This is a genomic window from Alcaligenes faecalis, from assembly GCF_005311025.1.
In the GTDB taxonomy this organism is placed as follows: Bacteria; Pseudomonadota; Gammaproteobacteria; order Burkholderiales; family Burkholderiaceae_B; genus Alcaligenes; species Alcaligenes phenolicus.
In genome coordinates this window covers 3,717,293-3,733,567 of sequence record NZ_CP031747.1, presented here as the reverse complement: position 1 = coordinate 3,733,567, position 16,275 = coordinate 3,717,293, and the positions used below count along the sequence as shown (strand labels likewise).

Here is a 16,275-nt window from a genome sequence, read left to right as displayed (position 1 = left end):
ACAAAAGTTTTGGCATGTTGGTGCTGTTTTCACGGGCGGGCAGGCTAAGTCCTTGTCTTTATTGGGGAGTTGGCTCGACATCGTGTCATTCGCGATATTCGGTTTTGGAGACTCGTGCACTCTAGTGGGCCATTGGCTGCAATAGTGGCAGGGTCAACGTGGCCGCTGCCAGAAGCAAAGAGTAGAATCGACGGCTTGTTGACTCTTTTTTTCGCTGGGGCCAGCAGCTCTTGTGCTGACGGTGTCGCCCTGCAAAGTGATGAATTCCCATGCAAGCTAGTCAAAGCTCCAGTGCGCAGCGCAGTTCCTTTTTAATTGGACTGGCCCTGTCGGGGGGCGGCTCTATTCTTTTTTCCGCCAAAGCGGTGGTTGCCAAGCTGACCTACCAATACGATGTCAACGCCCTGACCGTTATTGGCTTTCGAATGCTCTTGTCGCTGCCTTTCTTTCTGGCTATTGCCCTTTGGCAAGTGAAGAAAGTACGGCAGGGCAAGCTGGCCGCACTGACTGGTCGTCAGAAGCTGGAGCTGGTGGTGCTGGGCTTTCTGGGCTATTACCTGGCCAGTTTGCTGGACTTTATCGGCCTTGAATATATTTCGGCAGGGCTGGAGCGGCTGATTCTGTTTTTGTCGCCTACCTTTGTGCTGATGTTCTCCGCCATCTTTCTGAAACGACGCATTCTGCCCAAACAATGGCTGGCTTTGGCGCTGGCCTATTTAGGGGTAGGGCTGGTCTTTGTGCAGGACTTGAGCCTGACCGGCGATGATGTGCTGCTGGGTGCGCTTTGCGTGTTGGGTTCGGCCATTTCCTATGCCATCTACCTGATTGGTTCGGGCGAGCTGCTCAAGGCCATTGGTTCTACACGGCTGGTGGCGTATGCCATGTCCTTCTCGGCGGTCTACACCCTGATTCACTTTTTTGCCGTGCTGGGCTGGCAGGGGCTGGTGCAGCCTGCGCCGGTCTATGGCCTGTCCATGATTCACGCCGTCTGCAATACGGTTTTGCCGACCTTTATGACAATGTGGGCGGTGGAGCGCATAGGCGCACCCATGAGTGCTCAAATGGGGCTGATCGGCCCAGTTTCGGTTCTGTTTCTGGCGAACTGGTTTCTGGGGGAACCGATTACGCTCATGCAATTGCTGGGTACGGCCTTTGTACTTAGCGGCGCGATGGTCTTGAGCCGCCGCTAAGTCCCGGCACAGGCTGGCTTACTTGCCGTTGCTGGCCAGCCGTTTTTCGATTTCGTCGCGGTGCACGTCGTAGGTGGTGAAGCCGGCCAAGTTCTCCGGCATGTTCAGCTTGTCTCGATGGATCAGCGTCTGGCGAATATCATCCAGACCGCTACGCCAGTGCTCGCGCATGGTCATGCGACCAAACTGATAGTCCTTGTAGTGCTGCTCGTAGGGCTGGTTGCGGTAAATCAGGTGCACCACGTTGTAGCGCTTGTTGCTGGCCAGCTCTTCGGCCAGGCGGCACGGCAACAGGTCTTTGCGTTGATCTTCGGGGATCAGGGTGAGCAGCTCTGACAGGATATGACGCATGTACTGCGAATGACGCATGTCCTCGGTCACCATACGGGTACGGCTGGAGTAGCGGATCTCGTTCAAGCGGTCGCTGACTTCACCCATATTGTTGGGTACCGGGCCACGCGCACTCCACAAATCCACTTGAAACACCAGGGTGTCTCGGCGGGGTGACTGATCCAGCACATAAGAGAGCGGCGTATTGGAAACCAGACCGCCGTCCCAGTAATACTGACCATCAATTTCCACGGGGGCGAAAGCCGGAGGCAGGGCACCCGAGGCCATGAAGTGTTCGGCTCGCAAGGTGATGCGATGGTTGTCAAAGTAAACAAAGTTGCCCGTGCCTACATTGACCGCACCTACCGAGATGCGCTGACGCTTGTCGTTGATGCGATCAAAGTCACATAAACGTTCCAGCGTGTCTTTCAGGGCGCTGGTGTCGTAATAGCTGGCACCTTCGGGCACGCCCGGTGTGGCTTGCATTGGAGGGGGGAAACGGGGGCGGAAAAAGCCACGCTGTCCCAAGACCAGGGCGTTGCTGGCATTGAAGGCGCTGATGGCCTCACGCATGACATCGTTGATACCAAAGAGGGCACGCTCCAGGCAGGCTGGGCTGGACCAGCCATAGTAGGGCTCGCAAATGGTATTCCAGAACTCCCGCAGGCGTTCTACCTGCCGCTCGGGGGGATTGCCCGCAATAATCGCGGTGTTCAAGGCCCCAATTGAAATCCCGGATAAACAGTCTGGCTCGATTCCTGCTTCCAGCAAACCTTCATATACACCGGCTTGATAGGCTCCCAAAGCGCCGCCGCCTTGCAATACCAGGGCTACCGTTTCGTAGGGTGGCAAATAAGAGGGGCGGGCAAAAGCGGGGACATCTTGCGCTTGTGGCGTAGGAACAGTGTTCATGGCATCACTCGGTTCAAGAGGTGGGCAGGAGAGCGGGACTTATGGTCCCTTCTGTTTGTGCTGCGCTGCAGCAAGAATAGCATTGCTGCGGGTGTCAACCATCATCAGAATGCAAACTTGCGTCAAGTTTCCGATGCGTTTGAACCGGACTCCGGGCTGTGTACATGTTCCGCAAAAGCGCTTAACACCTGGCTACGGTAGCGTTCTTTATGCAGGACCAGGGACAGGCGGCGCTTCAAATCCAGAAAAGGGGTGTCCAGGATGCGTAGTCGCTGATTGGCAACAGCATCCAGGGTAGCTGCCTGTGGCAGGCAAGCCAGGCCCAGTCCGGCGATGACCGCCTGTTTGATGGCTTCTACCTGACCCAGCTCCATCAGCACATGGCCGCCGGGCAGCACATTCAAGGCTTGTTCGGTCAGCGCTCGGGAGGCCGAGCCACGTTCGCGCATGATCCAGCTCATGCCCGCAAAGTCCTGTTTTTCCAAGGTGGCCTTGGTAGCCAGCGGGTGATCGGGGGCGGCGCAGACGACCAGCGCATCTTCGCGCCAGATCCAGGTTTCCAACTGAGGGTGATTGACCGGGCCTTCCACGCAGGCAATGTCGCAGCCATGTTCCAGCAATTGATTGATGATGTTGGCCGTGTTGTCCACGGACACATGCAGGGACACGCGCGGGTGCTGGCGCACAAACTGCCCCACCAGATCCCCAATCAGATAGTTGCCGACGGTATTGCTGGCCCCGATGCGGATTTCACCACGCAACTCGCTTTCTTCCTGCTGGCTTTGCATCTCCCGCAGGCGCTCCAGAATTTCGCGAGCGTGCGGCAGCAATTGCTTGCCGCGGCTGGTCAGTTGCATGCGCCCCGGCGTGCGTTCAAACAGGGGACAGTCCAGCTGCTTTTCCAGTTCGGCCAAGGCCATGCTGGCGGCGGGTTGGGACAAGTGAATCTGGGCTGCGCAAGCACGCACGGTGCCCAAGGTGGCAATGCCTACGAACACTTCCAGTTGTCTGATGCTGATCGCATTCATGATAAATAAAATTGATACTTACGATAAGTAATAATGAATTTTTTAATACTCGGGGTCAACCTAAAATTACTTTTACTTATTACATATCTGGAATGACGAGATGAGCAGTGTGACCGATTTACCAGCAGGAAGCACGACCCTGAAGGCACAGGGCAAATCGGGTTTCTCTCTGAAGCCGTCGCGTTGGTGGGGTTTTTTACTGGCGGTGGCCGTAGGTGTTGCGGCTATGGGCCTGGGCAAAGTGTGGCCTTTGATTGGCGGTCCGGTTTTTGCGATTGTCTTGGGCATGGTACTGCGTAACAGCATGGGCGTGGCTACGGTGTTTCAGCCCGGTTTGCGCTTTTCGTCCAAGGTGTTGTTGCAGTGGTCGATTATTGGTCTGGGTTTTGGTTTGAGCCTGCCGCAAGTGATGCGTACCGGTATGGATTCGCTGGCGGTGACCCTGGTGACCTTGACGGTGGCGTTTGTGACGGCGCTGGTGCTGGGCCGAGCCTTGGGGATTCCTTCCAAGCTGCGCACCTTGATTGGGGTGGGGACAGCGATTTGTGGTGGCTCGGCCATTGCAGCGGTCACACCTATTCTGAAGCCTGAGGAACATGAAACCGCACTGGCGATTTCCACCATCTTTATCTTCAATATTGTGGCCGTGCTGATTTTCCCCTTGGCCGGTCACATGATGAATATGTCGGACGCAGGTTTTGGGGTGTGGGCGGGAACTGCCATCAACGATACGTCTTCGGTAGTGGCAGCAGGCTATAGCTACAGCCGTCAGGCGGGTGACCACGCCACTATCGTCAAGTTGACTCGGGCAACCTTGATCATCCCGATTTGCCTGATTCTGGCGGGTCTGGAAGTGTGGCGCTCACGTCAGGCTGGTCGGGACTTTGACTTGATGCGTGTGTTTCCCTGGTTCATCGTCTGGTTCATGGTGGCCTCGGCTCTGCGCTCGCTGGGTTGGGTGCCGGTGGAGTGGCTGGAACCGCTGCGTTTTCTGGCTGAGTTCCTGATGGTGCTGGCCCTGGCTGCTATTGGTTTGTGTTCGGACTTGCGTGTGATGGCCCGAGCTGGCGTGCGGCCTGCCTTGCTGGGCTTGGGAGTCTGGATCGCGGTGGCGGTCAGCAGTTTGCTGGTACAGCGTTGGATAGGTGTCTGGTAAGACAGGTATGTAAAAAGCCCCTGTCAGTGGAAGATAACTTTCACTGACAGGGGCTTTTTTGTCGCCGGGCCGTCCCGAGACAAAAACTCCCCCTCGGGGGGCAGCAAGCCGAAGGCGTAGCGTGGGGGCTTTTTTTGTCGCCGGGCCGTCCCAAGACAAAAAGCTCCCCCTCGGGGGGCAGCAAGCCGTAGGCGTAGCGTGGGGGCTTTTTTTGTATGTGGGCTACTGGTTTAGACGAACCAGGACGCCGGGCTGCGATTCAGCGCCACGCCTACGATATAGGCAAAGATGGCAATCGCAATCAGGGCTGCCACGCCGCGGCTAAAGGCGGTTTTACCGCGCTTGATGGCATAGCTGCCTACCACGATGTAGACCACCAGCAGCACAATCTTGGTCAGCAGCCAGGGCTGGTTGGCGGCTGCGCCCAACATGCCGGCCAGCGCCAGACCACAGACCAGCAAGACGGTATCGATGACATGCGGGGCAATGCGCACAAAGCGATTCTGCAAACAGGATGATCCGCTGACTGACCAGAAGGCCCGAATAATGAAAAACAAAATGCTCAGCCCGGCGGCTGTCATGTGCAAGTGTTTGATGGCCACGTAAGTCATGCCTGTTATTTCCTTCTGAAGTTCAGGGTGCAGAAAAGGGCAGTATACGCAGGCTGAGCCTTAAAAGTTTTTCTACGTCCGAGCCAGTGTCTGTTCGGACGCAAAAAACAGTTGTATTTAAAGTTGATTGACGGGCAGTTTCAGATAGACCTGACCATTGCTTTCTGGTTCGGGAAAGTGTCCGGCGCGGATATTGACTTGAATGGAAGGCAGGATCAGGCGCGGCATGCCCAGGGTTTTATCGCGTGCGCGGCGGCGCTCGCAAAACTGTTCCTGGCTGATGCCGTCGTGTACGTGGATGTTGCCGTCCTTCTGCTCCTGAACCGTGCAGTGGAACTGGGGCTCCCGTCCTTCAGGCGGATAGTCGTGGCACATGAACAAGACCGTATCTGCGGGCAGGGCTAGCAGGCGCTGGATGGATTCATAAAGCTGGCTGGCGCTGCCGCCCGGAAAGTCGCAACGGGCGGTACCGACATCGGGCAGGAACAAGGTGTCGCCCACAAATACGCCCAGACCTTGAACGTGATAGGCCATATCTGCCGGTGTATGACCGGGCACGTGCAAAGCCTGCACCTGAATGGCGCCGATCTGGAACGGTTCCTGATCCTTGAACAGCGTATCGAAGGGTGTGCCGTTGGCCTGAATTTCGGCCTCTATATTAAAGATGCGGCTGAACGTGGACTGCACTTGCTTGATGTGTTCGCCAATGGCTATTTTCCCGCCCACCTGTTCTTGCAGCCAGACCGCAGCGGACAGGTGGTCGGCATGGGCATGGGTTTCCAGAATCCATTGCACCTCCAGCTGATGCTGGCGCACAAAGTCCACGACCTTCTGGGCAGACACGGTGCTGCTGCGGCCGGAGGCGGCGTCGTAGTCCAGCACCGAGTCAATGATGGCGCATTCGCGTTGATCTTCGGCATAAACCACGTAGGTGAACGTGGACGTGTCCGTATGAAAGAAGCTGGCGACCTGGGCTTGGAGCATGTCAGACCTCTTGTTGCTTATAAAATATGAAAAGATATTATATAATAATATATATTGTATTTTTGTAGAACGTTATGAATCAAACCGAACTGGAAGCCCTGCGACAGGTAGCGGGCCGAGCCAGCAGCTTGCTGGGCAGCCTGGCCAACCCCGACCGCCTGATGATTCTGTGCACGTTGGTGCAGGGCGAATGCAATGTGGGGGAGCTGGCGCAGCGCAGTGGAATTTCACAACCTACTTTATCCCAGCAATTGACGGTTTTGCGGCGCGAAGAGCTGATTGCCAGCCGCAAAGAGGGCAAGTACGTCTATTACCGCCTGGAAAACCCGGCGGTGTTGGCTGTCATGCAAACTTTATATGGAATTTTTTGTGCCCCAGGAGGCATTGATGATCGCAATTGACTGGAGTTCCTTTACCCCGTGGAGCGCCTTGTTTGGCGGCGCTTTGATTGGTTTGGCGGCCGCTGTGCTGGTGCTGTTCAATGGTCGGGTGTTTGGCATATCCGGCCTGCTGTCGGGCACCTGGAGCGGGGAGGCGGGTGACAAGGGCTGGCGCTGGATGGCCTTGTTGGGTCTGGCGGCGGCGCCCTGGCTGTATCGCCTGGCCGGGGAAACCGTACCTGTCGTGCAGCCGCAGCCCTGGATGTGGGTGGTGGTAGCCGGTTTGCTGGTGGGGTTCGGAACCCGTTTGGGTTCGGGGTGCACCAGTGGTCATGGTGTGTGTGGTTTGTCGCGTTTGTCGCCCCGTTCTTTGGTGGCAACGCTGATGTTTATGGCCAGCGGCTTTCTGACCGTGTTTGTCTTGCGTCATCTGATCTAAGGGGCCCGCCATGCATTATTTCATCGCTTTAGTTTCCGGCCTGATTTTTGGCTTGGGTTTGTTGATTTCCGGCTTGGCCAACCCCAGCAAGGTGCTGGCGTTTCTGGATCTGGCCGGAGCCTGGGACCCGTCTTTGGCCTTGGTAATGGCCGCGGCAATTGCGGTGGCGATTGTGCCGTTCAGTCTGGCACGCCGTCGTCCTTGTGCTTTTGTGACTGGCCAGCCCATGGATCTGCCCAAGCAGCGTCAAATAGACCGTCCCTTGGTGTTGGGTGCTTTGATTTTCGGCGCTGGTTGGGGTGTGGCAGGTTTCTGCCCTGGACCGGCCATTGTGCTGGCTGCGTCGGGCGCACCGTTGGCTATTTTGTTTCTGGTCGCGATGCTGATCGGAATGTGGGCGGCAGGGCGGGTGCGTGGCTAAGGACCACGTCACACCGCCTTAGCCCAAATGGGTAGTGGGAGCCGGGACTTGATCCGGCTCCATATTCACCAATCCCTGCAAAATGCCGCAATGCTCCAGGCCACCGGCCTGTCCGCAGCGGTGACGCAGTTCAATCAGTTGTTTTTGCAGGTGTTCCAGCTCGGCAATGCGTACGGCCACATGCTCGATGTGTTCATCCAGCAAATCGTTGACCGGGGCGCAGTCTTGCGCTGGGCCGTCCATGAATGCCAGCAGGCCGCGAATTTCTTCGTGCGTCATATCCAGGCTGCGGCAGTTGCGAATAAAACGTAGCCGTTCCAGGTGGATACTGCGGTACAGGCGGTAGTTGCCCTCGCTGCGCTCCGGCTCGGGCAGCAGCCCAACTTTCTCGTAATAGCGGATGGTTTCCGTGTTGCAGTGGCTTTTTTCCGCCAACTCACCAATTTTCATTGCTTGGCCTCCAAAGGGCTTGACCTTGTAGTTACTTTAGGCTTTCTACTGGTCCCATGCAAGAAGCGAGGAACTGCTATGACATCAGCTAACAACACATCAAAGCTCGGCGTGGGGCAGTGCACAACATCAGCCTGCCAGACCGAGCACGTACATGACCATAGTCATGATCACGACCATGCGGCGGGCGATCACAGCCACGAGCATAGCCATGATCACGATCACAGCCATGCAGAACAAGCGTCGCACTCCCACGAGGGGGCGTGCTGCTCGGCACCCGCATTTGGCCCATCGGTGACCTTGGCGGCCAGTACCTCCACTCGTCTGGTCGTGCATATTGCTGATATGGACTGCCCGGCGGAAGAGAACATGATTCGCTCCGGCCTGAAAAAGCTGGATCAGGTGCAGAACCTGGGTTTTGACCTGATGCAACGTGTGTTGACCGTAGACCACGTGGATGGTGCCCGTGACAAGGTGCTGGGCGCGTTGCGCGGCCTGGGCTTTGAACCCCGCATGGCCGATGAAGAGCCTGTGAAGCAGGTATCGCCCAAGCAAGGTCTGATTCGCATTGCCGGCGCTGTGGTGCTGGCTTTGGCCGCCGAGATCAGCCACTGGCTGGCGGCCCCCGAGTGGCTGGTGATTGTTCTGGCTCTGGCCGCGATTCTGTCCGGCGGCGTGCAGGTCTACAAGAAGGGCTGGATTGCGCTGCGTAATGGTCAACTCAATATCAATGCCTTGATGAGTATTGCCGTTACCGGCGCGGTACTACTGGCCCAATGGCCTGAAGCCGCCATGGTGATGTCCTTGTTCAGCCTGGCTGAGTGGATTGAGGCTCGTTCCCTGGACCGCGCCCGTAATGCGGTGGACAGCCTGCTCAAGCTGGTTCCGGATGAAGTGCTGGTCAGTGCCGATGGCAAGGATTGGCAGCGTGTACCGGCCAATCAGGTGCAGGCAGGCTGGCAAGTGCGTGTGGCCCCTGGGGAGCGTTTTGGCCTGGATGGCAAAGTTCTGCAAGGGCTAAGCACGGTTAACCAGGCTCCTATCACGGGTGAAAGTGCCCCCGTGGACAAAGCGCCCGGTGACGAGGTTTTTGCAGGCACCATCAATGGCATGGGCGAACTGGTGTATCAGGTCCAGGCCGCGCATGATGAAACCTTGCTGGCCCGTATCACACGTTCGGTTCAGGAGGCCCAAGCCAACAAGGCTCCGATTCAGCGCTTTGTCGACCAGTTCTCCCGCATCTACACCCCGCTGGTTGTGGTGGCAGCGGCCTTGATGGCTGTGGCCTTGCCCTTGATCTGGGGTGTGAGCTGGTCGGAGTCCGTGTACCGTGCTCTGGTTCTGCTGGTGATTGCTTGCCCTTGCGCCCTGGTGATTTCCACGCCTGTGGCCGTAGTCAGTGCCCTGGCCAGTGCCGCACGTGCCGGTATTTTGATTAAAGGTGGCGTGTATCTGGAGCGGGCTCGTCAGTTGCGGTACTTGGCCGTGGACAAGACCGGCACCCTGACCTTGGGCGAGCCTTCCTTGAGCGAATATGGCAGCCTGCGTCCAAGCCTGTCGGATAGCGAAGTGCTGGACATGGCCGTTGCTCTGGCCGAGCGTTCGGATCATCCTGCCTCGCAAGCGATTGCCCGTGGCCGTGTGGCATCGGGTCTGGTGCGCCTGGATCAATTCGAAGCTTTGGCGGGTAATGGTGTGCAAGCACAAGGCACGACTGGCCAATTGCGTCTGGGCAAGCGTAGCTGGGTGCTGGGGCAGAACAAGGCTGAGTCCAGCCAGGCCGAGCAGCAAGCGGTAGAGAGCGGTGCCACCATGGTGTATCTGGGTGACGAGCACGGTCTGCTGGCCTGGTTCGCCATGATGGATACGCTGCGTCCCACCACCAGCCAGGCGATTCGCGATCTGCAAGCGCAGGGTGTTCAGGTGGAAGTGCTTTCGGGCGACCACGAGCAAGCCGTGCGTCATGTCGCCCAGCAAGCCGGAATCAAGGATTTCCGAGGTGGTTTGCTGCCACAGGACAAGCTGGACCGTATCGAGGAAAAACTGGGTAACGGTTTGGTGGCGATGGTGGGTGATGGCATCAATGATGCACCCGCCCTGGCTCGTGCCGATGTGGGTATCGCGATGGGAGCTTTGGGTTCGGACATTGCGATCGAGACCGCTGACGTGGCCTTGATGGACGATGATCTGGGCAAGATTGCCTTGCTGATGCGTCAGTCCCGAGCCTTGCATGCCGTGTTGTGGCAGAACATCAGCCTGGCTTTGGGTATCAAGGCCGTGTTCCTGGTGATGGCCCTGACCGGACAAGCCACCATGTGGATGGCCGTGTTTGCCGACGTGGGTGCCAGCTTGCTGGTGGTGCTGAACAGTTTGCGTTTGCTGCGCGCCCGCAACCCTTGAACTCCGTGTTCGTTGTCACTGAGCCCCACCTCAAAGAGGTGGGGTTTTTTTTCGCCGGGCCGTCCCAAGGCTCGGCGCCCCCGGTAAAAAGCGCCCCCTCGGGGATGAGCCTGGACACACAGTAGTCCATTGCGGACTGCTGTGTGCCTGGCGAATCCGAGCGGCATGCAGGCCGCGAGGTGGAGCGCAAGCCGCAGGCGCAGCGTGGGGCCTTTTTTATGCCGCATCAAATAAGCCCATCACTAACGTGAAGTTTTTTTGACACGCAGTAGTATCATTAAGGCTTCATTTGGGTTGAGGCCCTGCTTGTTTCTCATCTGTGTCGAGCAGGCTGGGCATGACAAGGACGCGCGATGATTGCACTGCTGGAAGCGGGTCGAGCCGGACTCCTGGGGCGAAAACACTGGCTAAATAACCTGTTGGCTGGTTTGGTGGTGGGGGTGGTGGCCTTGCCGTTGGCCATGGCCTTCGCCATTGCCTCCGGGGTCAAGCCCGAGCAGGGTTTGTATACCGCCATTATTGCCGGTTTGGCGGTGTCTTTATTTGGCGGCAGCCGGGTGCAGATTGCCGGCCCGACGGGGGCCTTCATTGTCATTCTGTCCGGGGTGGTGGCCCAACATGGGGTGGCGGGCCTGCAAATTGCCACGCTGATGGCCGGGGTGATCTTGCTGCTGCTGGGCCTGCTGCGCCTGGGAGCCGTGATCCGCTTTATTCCCGATCCGGTCATCGTGGGTTTTACCGCCGGTATCGGGGTGATCATCTGGGTGGGCCAATGGCGGGACTTTTTTGGCCTTCCCGTCGTCGAGGGCCAGCACTTTCACGAGAAACTCTGGTTCTTGCTGCAGAACCTGCCGTCCCTGGATTGGGCAACCACACTGCTGGGGATTTTGTCTCTAGCGATTCTGATTGTCGTGCCCAAGATCCCAAGTCTGGCGCGTTTGCCCGGACCGCTGGTGGCCCTGGTGGTCATCACGCTTATCCAGGCGATTTTCCGTTTTGAGTCGGTGGCCACTATCGGCTCCAGCTTCGGTGCCTTGCCCAGTGGTTTGCCGTCGTTTCAATGGCCGGAAATTACGCTGACTCGCGTGGTGGAGCTGATCGGGCCTGCGTTTGCAATTGCCATGCTGGGTGCGATCGAGTCCTTGCTGTCCGCTGTCGTGGCCGACTCCATGACAGGGACCCGTCACGACTCCAATCAGGAATTGGTGGGCCAAGGGATTGCCAACGTGCTCTCGCCCTTGTTTGGCGGGATTGCGGCTACCGGGGCCATTGCCCGTACCGCTACCAATATCCGTAATGGCGGTGACAGCCCCATTGCCGGCGTGGTGCATGTCATTTTCCTGGTGCTGGTTCTGCTGTTGCTGGCCCCGCTGGCGGCTTATATCCCGCTGACGGTGTTGGCGGCCATTCTGTTCATGGTGGCCTGGAATATGAGTCAGGCCAAGCTGGTCGTTCGCCTGCAGCGCCGTATGCCTACCGCTGACTTGTTCATTTTGTGGGTGACTTTCGCCCTGACGGTATTTGCGGATCTGGTCGTGGCCGTCAATATTGGGGTGATTCTGGCCATGCTGTATGTGCTCAAACGCACCTCGGATGGGGTGCAAGTGCGGGCCTTGGAAGGCCGCCGTTTACAGCGGGCACTGGATTTGTCCTTCAGCCAGGAGTTGCGCCAGGATATTTCGGTGCTGACTCTGGAAGGACCATACTTCTTTGCCAGTGTGGAAGCGGTGAATCGTTCCTTGCTGACGGTGCCGGAGCAGGTTCGGGCCGTGGTCTTGCGCCTGAATTACGTGCCTTTTGTGGATGCGACGGCCATGCAGGCTTTGGAGACTGCCTTGGCGGAGCTGGAACAGCGCAATGTCATGGTGGCGCTGTGCGAGGCGAACGAGAAAGTGGGTCGCAAGCTGATTCGCATGGGTCTGTTCAAGCAGATTCACGCGCATCGCGTTTTTGATAGCTTGCAGAATGCGTGGGAAAGCGTCAGCGAGACCCTGGACCATCAGGCCGTCAAGCAAAAAGAAACGGCCACGCCTGAAACGGGAATGGCATCGTAGGCCTTGATGCCTTGCTTGTCTGCCCTGAAAGAACTTGATAGTGAACAATCCTCTCGTCAAAAGCGAGGGGATTGTTGTTTGGTGCCGGGCTTGGCAAGGGTGAGCCCGGCTTTTGAGCTTAGTTTTTTATTTCATTAAGCACCGTACGAAAGCCCACATGCTGGGTAGACATGGTGGTTTCCTGGGGTTGCCGTGAAGCTGGGCGATAGCGTACGCAGAAGTTCGCCGCACACAGAAACGAGCCGCCCTTGATGACGCCTGTTGCCGGATTTCCGTTGGCATCCGTTGCTGCCACGAGAAGGGGTTTGGGCGCCAGGGGGCGATGCTGGGGCTGCCATGCACTGCGTGTCCATTCCCAGACATTGCCGACCGAATCCCACAGGCCATAGTTATTGGCCGGGAAGCAGCCTACGGGGGCGGTGCCTTCGTAGCCATCGCGCAGCAGGTTCTGGGCGGGGAAATTACCTTGCCAGGTGTTGGCCATCAAGCGGCCGCGCACTTCAGGCGTATTGCCCCAAGGGTAGGTAGCGCCTTCCAGTCCGCCGCGCGCTGCAAACTCCCATTGCTCTTCGGTGGGCAGATCGCGTCCCAACCAGCGGGCGTAAGCCAGCGCATCCTCGTAGGCGATATGGACGACGGGATGATTGTCACGGCCGTTCAGATTGGTATCGGGACCACCGGGATGCCGCCAGTTGGCACCCGGCACCCATACCCACCAGTTGTAATTGCCGGAAGGGGCGTGCTGATTGTGTCCTTCGTGGTGATCGTGATCATGCGTTGCTGCTGGTGGTGTGAAGACGGCAGATCCGGGCTGACGATACTGCTCGGGAACCTGAACATGCGGCGGAAATTCCGGCACCCGTTCCGCCTGGGTGACATAGCCTGTGGCCGCCACAAATTGTGCGAATTGGGCATTGGTGACTTCGTGCTGGTCTATCTGAAAAGCCTGGACCTCCACGGGATGTACCGGCTTTTCTTCCGGATAGCCTTCGTCGGACCCCATCAGAAAGCGCCCCCCCGGAATGGTGACCAAACCAGCCTGATTGGCGGCTCCTTGCCTGGCCGGGCCGAAGCCTGTTGGTATGCCGTTATAGGCTTGGCAATCGTGGGCCGGAACCGGAGGAGGGAGGGTATCGGAGCCGTCTGCCGTTGCAGGCAGCGGGGCTGCTGTCAGCAGCCCGCATACCGTCAGCAGTGCCTTGGCTCGGGAGAGCTTAAAGGACTTCATCCAGATCCTTGTAGTAGTTCAGGCTGTTGCTGTAGCCAGGGCGCGAAGCCAGACCTTCAAAATCCTCCACCCCGTTGCGCTTGGCATATTGCTCGTACTCGGCAATCAGCTCTTTCAGCTTTTCAGGATGTTTTTCGGACAGGTCATTCAGCTCGGAGCGGTCTTCGACCACATTGAACAGTTCCCAGCGGTCTTTGCCCCACGGTGCATTGGCGTACACGATTTTCCAGTCACCCACGCGCATGGCGCGGCGGCCATTCAGCTCCCAGCCTTGGCGGAAGGTTTCATGGACCTGATCGCTGCGACCGGTCAGCACATCGACCATGGAGTTGCCTTGCATGGGGATGACCTGGCGGCCGCGGTACTCGCCCTTGGGCTGTTCGATCTGGGCCAAGGCCAGAATGGTGGGGGCGATGTCGGTTACATGGGCCGGAGCGCGCACAAATTCGCCCTGACGCTTGCCACCGGGTACGCGCATGATGCTAGGTACCGAGATACCGCCTTCATACATGAAGGCTTTGTACAGATTGAAGGGCGTGGAGCCAACTTGCGCCCAGCCTGGGCCGTATTCCACAAAGGAGCCGGGACGGCCCGTGTTTTCATAGCTGTTATCACGATGCTTGTGGGCCCAGGCGCGGGTTTCACCTTCATCCAGCACGGTATTGCCGTCGGCACCGTTATCGGACATGAAGATCACAACGGTGTTGTCGTACTGGCCGGTTTGCTTCAGGTGCTCGATGACACGGCCAATCTGTGCATCCATGGCTTCCACCATCGCGGCGTAGACGGCCATACGTTTGCTTTCAACACGTTGCTGTTCAGGACTCAGCTCTTTCCAGCGTGGCCAGGCCGGATTGCCCACATAGCCTTGCATATCCTGGGGCACCAGACCCAGCTTCTTCATGCGCTCCAGACGCTCCTCACGCAGCACGTCATAGCCTGCGTCATAGCGGCCTTCATATTTGCGTATGTATTCCTCGGGTGCGTGCAAGGGCCAATGGGGAGCCGTAAAGGCCAGGTAGGCGAAGAAAGGCTGGTCCTTGCGCTTGTCCGCATCGATATAAGACATCAGGCGCGAGGCAAAAAACTCGCTGGAGTAGAAGTCTTTGGGCAGTTGCACTTCCTTGCCGTTCTCGCGGTACAGGGCAACCGGTGCTTTATTGGCATCAAAGGTGATGATGCCGCTTTGGTCAAAGTGGCTGGCGCCGCCGTGCATCAAGGCGTAGGACTGGTCAAAGCCGCGATTGGGTGGGGCGACTTCCTCTTTCACGCCCAGATGCCACTTGCCCGCCATATAGGTGCGGTAGCCATTGTCTTGCAGGACCAAGGGGAAGGGCAGGGCCTGGTCGCTCAGAAAGCCTTCGTAGCCGGGCAGGGCGCGCTGCTGGGGCGTCATCAGTTCGGCCATGCCACCAAAGCCAACCTGGTGGTTGTCCGCGCCTGACATCAGCATGGCGCGGGTGGGGGAACAGAAGGGGGACGCGTAAAAGTCGGTCAGTGCTACGCCGTCTTTGACCAGGGCATCCAGGTTAGGGGTGGAAATTTCCCCGCCAAACGCGCCAATGTCTGAATATCCCAGATCATCGGCCACGATCAGCAAAATATTGGGGCGTTGTTTCTCTGTGGCTGCGTGACTGCTTAGCGTACAGGCGGCCAAAGCCAGGCCCAGCAAGCTGCGCAGTAAATAGCTAGTTTTAGTGCGTCGCATTTTCTTGTGTCTCAATCTAGTTATGTTTGTAGTGACCCTCGTCGTCTGCAGGCCTCCGATGCAAGTCGGAGATGTGTCTCTACATAAAGCCGTGGACGCGAGTGCCATAGGGCGTATTGATGGGTTTTTATACGTAAAACCATCGGGTAACGGATGTGTAGACAGAGCCAGCAACAATGGCCTCACACTTTTGATCTGAGCCGCCGCTGCCAGTCTTTTAGAGGCTTGGCGTGTCTCCCCCAATTCGATTGAACACGAAGCCGCTTGGGGATTTCCAAGACTAAAAAGGTTTGCTTGCATACCTGGAAGGTATGGTGGCTAATATAAGCATTGGAAATCAAGGAACTAGGCTTGCAAGCGGCATGGGCTGTGGTTTTCCCTGATAAGTCCACAAAACGCCCTGAGTGGAGCCTGTTTATTTGACGTAGCCAGGCTTCTGGCATGCGTGAAGGGGGCAGCCATAAAAAAAGCCCCAGCAAGTGGGGCTTTGGTGAGCAGTCTGGAAATTAACGGGCCAGCTTGAACTCGTCGTCGCCCATGAAGGCGTAACGCAAGGCGTCGATCAAGGCCAGGAAATAGGCCAGCGGCGACCAGATGGCAAACAGCACTAGGAATAACAAGCCCATGCCGATCTGGCCCAGGTAAAAGCGGTGCACGCCCAGCCAGCCCAGGAATATCGCCAGCACAATCGCGATCTTGCGGTGGCTGTTGGGCTTGGACATTTCGTCTTTCTTGTTCTTGGAAATCCAGATCACCAGCGGGATGGTAATGATCAAGGCGATCAGCGCCTTGCCCCAATGTACGGTCAGGTAGCGCTGAACTTGCTGCATCAATTCGATGAAGTCATGGAACAGGAATCCCAGGTACGAGGAAATGTAGTGGAAAATGGCCTCGCCAAAGGTCAGGCCCAACATCACGATCAGGAAGATGGCAATGCCCAGAATGATTTTTTGCAGCATGGTGTTTCCGTCAAAAAAACAGCAA

15 protein-coding genes are annotated in these 16,275 nt (G+C 57.5%); 7 read left to right on the top strand and 8 right to left on the bottom strand.

The window, feature by feature from the left end; genetic code table 11:
• The first annotated feature begins 269 nt into the window (after positions 1–269).
• On the top strand, positions 270–1,190 hold the full coding sequence (locus D0C27_RS17125; protein ID WP_026484585.1) for a DMT family transporter: 921 nt from the start codon (positions 270–272) through the stop codon (positions 1,188–1,190).
• 18 nt (positions 1,191–1,208) lie between these two features.
• Here the strand turns inward: D0C27_RS17125 and D0C27_RS17120 are convergent, their stop codons facing one another.
• Both D0C27_RS17120 and D0C27_RS17115 read right to left on the bottom strand, forming a co-directional pair.
• The gene (locus D0C27_RS17120; RefSeq protein WP_137431369.1) at positions 1,209–2,432 is read right to left on the bottom strand and encodes a DUF3734 domain-containing protein; all 1,224 of its coding nucleotides are present in this window, start codon (positions 2,430–2,432) and stop codon (positions 1,209–1,211) included.
• Positions 2,433–2,554: 122 nt separating this feature from the next.
• Positions 2,555–3,460, bottom strand: coding sequence for a LysR family transcriptional regulator (locus D0C27_RS17115; protein ID WP_009456071.1), 906 nt, complete (start codon positions 3,458–3,460; stop codon positions 2,555–2,557).
• 100 nt (positions 3,461–3,560) lie between these two features.
• Between D0C27_RS17115 and D0C27_RS17110 the strand changes: the two genes are divergently transcribed.
• Positions 3,561–4,616, top strand: coding sequence for a YeiH family protein (locus D0C27_RS17110; RefSeq protein ID WP_026484582.1), 1,056 nt, complete (start codon positions 3,561–3,563; stop codon positions 4,614–4,616).
• 230 nt (positions 4,617–4,846) lie between these two features.
• On the opposite strand, the gene D0C27_RS17105 is transcribed toward D0C27_RS17110, so the two are convergent.
• Positions 4,847–5,227: a SirB2 family protein gene (locus D0C27_RS17105; RefSeq protein ID WP_060186835.1), complete on the bottom strand. Its 381-nt coding sequence runs from the start codon at positions 5,225–5,227 to the stop codon at positions 4,847–4,849.
• 117 nt (positions 5,228–5,344) lie between these two features.
• Positions 5,345–6,211, bottom strand: coding sequence for an MBL fold metallo-hydrolase (locus D0C27_RS17100; protein ID WP_137431368.1), 867 nt, complete (start codon positions 6,209–6,211; stop codon positions 5,345–5,347).
• 74 nt (positions 6,212–6,285) lie between these two features.
• On the opposite strand from D0C27_RS17100, the gene D0C27_RS17095 reads away from it, so the two are divergent.
• From D0C27_RS17095 to D0C27_RS17085, 3 genes are read left to right on the top strand one after another with little or no spacing between them, the layout of a single operon-like run.
• Complete coding sequence (locus tag D0C27_RS17095) at positions 6,286–6,612, top strand: ArsR/SmtB family transcription factor (protein WP_009456065.1); 327 nt, start codon at positions 6,286–6,288, stop codon at positions 6,610–6,612.
• Positions 6,599–7,030 carry a YeeE/YedE family protein gene (locus D0C27_RS17090; protein ID WP_371477493.1) on the top strand — a complete coding sequence of 144 codons (432 nt, stop codon included), beginning with the start codon at positions 6,599–6,601 and terminating at the stop codon, positions 7,028–7,030. The genes D0C27_RS17095 and D0C27_RS17090 overlap by 14 nt, the downstream gene beginning before the upstream one ends.
• A gap of 10 nt (positions 7,031–7,040) precedes the next feature.
• Complete coding sequence (locus tag D0C27_RS17085; RefSeq protein WP_115634896.1) at positions 7,041–7,451, top strand: DUF6691 family protein; 411 nt, start codon at positions 7,041–7,043, stop codon at positions 7,449–7,451.
• 18 nt (positions 7,452–7,469) lie between these two features.
• Here D0C27_RS17085 and cadR read toward each other — a convergent pair whose 3' ends face one another.
• Positions 7,470–7,901 carry a Cd(II)/Pb(II)-responsive transcriptional regulator gene (gene cadR, locus D0C27_RS17080; protein WP_021446839.1) on the bottom strand — a complete coding sequence of 144 codons (432 nt, stop codon included), beginning with the start codon at positions 7,899–7,901 and terminating at the stop codon, positions 7,470–7,472.
• A 78-nt stretch (positions 7,902–7,979) separates the two neighbouring features.
• Here cadR and D0C27_RS17075 point away from each other — a divergent pair, with 78 nt between their 5' ends.
• Entirely contained in the window at positions 7,980–10,301 is a 2,322-nt protein-coding gene (locus tag D0C27_RS17075; protein WP_230940664.1) for a heavy metal translocating P-type ATPase, read from the top strand.
• Positions 10,302–10,654: 353 nt separating this feature from the next.
• A complete protein-coding gene (locus tag D0C27_RS17070) occupies positions 10,655–12,355 on the top strand; it encodes a SulP family inorganic anion transporter (protein ID WP_115634898.1) in 1,701 nt (566 codons plus the stop codon).
• Positions 12,356–12,473: 118 nt separating this feature from the next.
• On the opposite strand, the gene D0C27_RS17065 is transcribed toward D0C27_RS17070, so the two are convergent.
• The 3 genes from D0C27_RS17065 to D0C27_RS17055 form a co-directional block, all read right to left on the bottom strand.
• Positions 12,474–13,583 (bottom strand): formylglycine-generating enzyme family protein, encoded by a 1,110-nt coding sequence (locus D0C27_RS17065; RefSeq protein ID WP_115634900.1) that lies wholly within the window; start codon positions 13,581–13,583, stop codon positions 12,474–12,476.
• Positions 13,570–15,291 (bottom strand): arylsulfatase, encoded by a 1,722-nt coding sequence (locus D0C27_RS17060; RefSeq protein WP_205717080.1) that lies wholly within the window; start codon positions 15,289–15,291, stop codon positions 13,570–13,572. The genes D0C27_RS17065 and D0C27_RS17060 overlap by 14 nt, the downstream gene beginning before the upstream one ends.
• Positions 15,292–15,797: 506 nt before the next feature.
• Complete coding sequence (locus D0C27_RS17055; RefSeq protein WP_035269009.1) at positions 15,798–16,250, bottom strand: TM2 domain-containing protein; 453 nt, start codon at positions 16,248–16,250, stop codon at positions 15,798–15,800.
• Between the last annotated feature and the right edge of the window lie 25 nt (positions 16,251–16,275).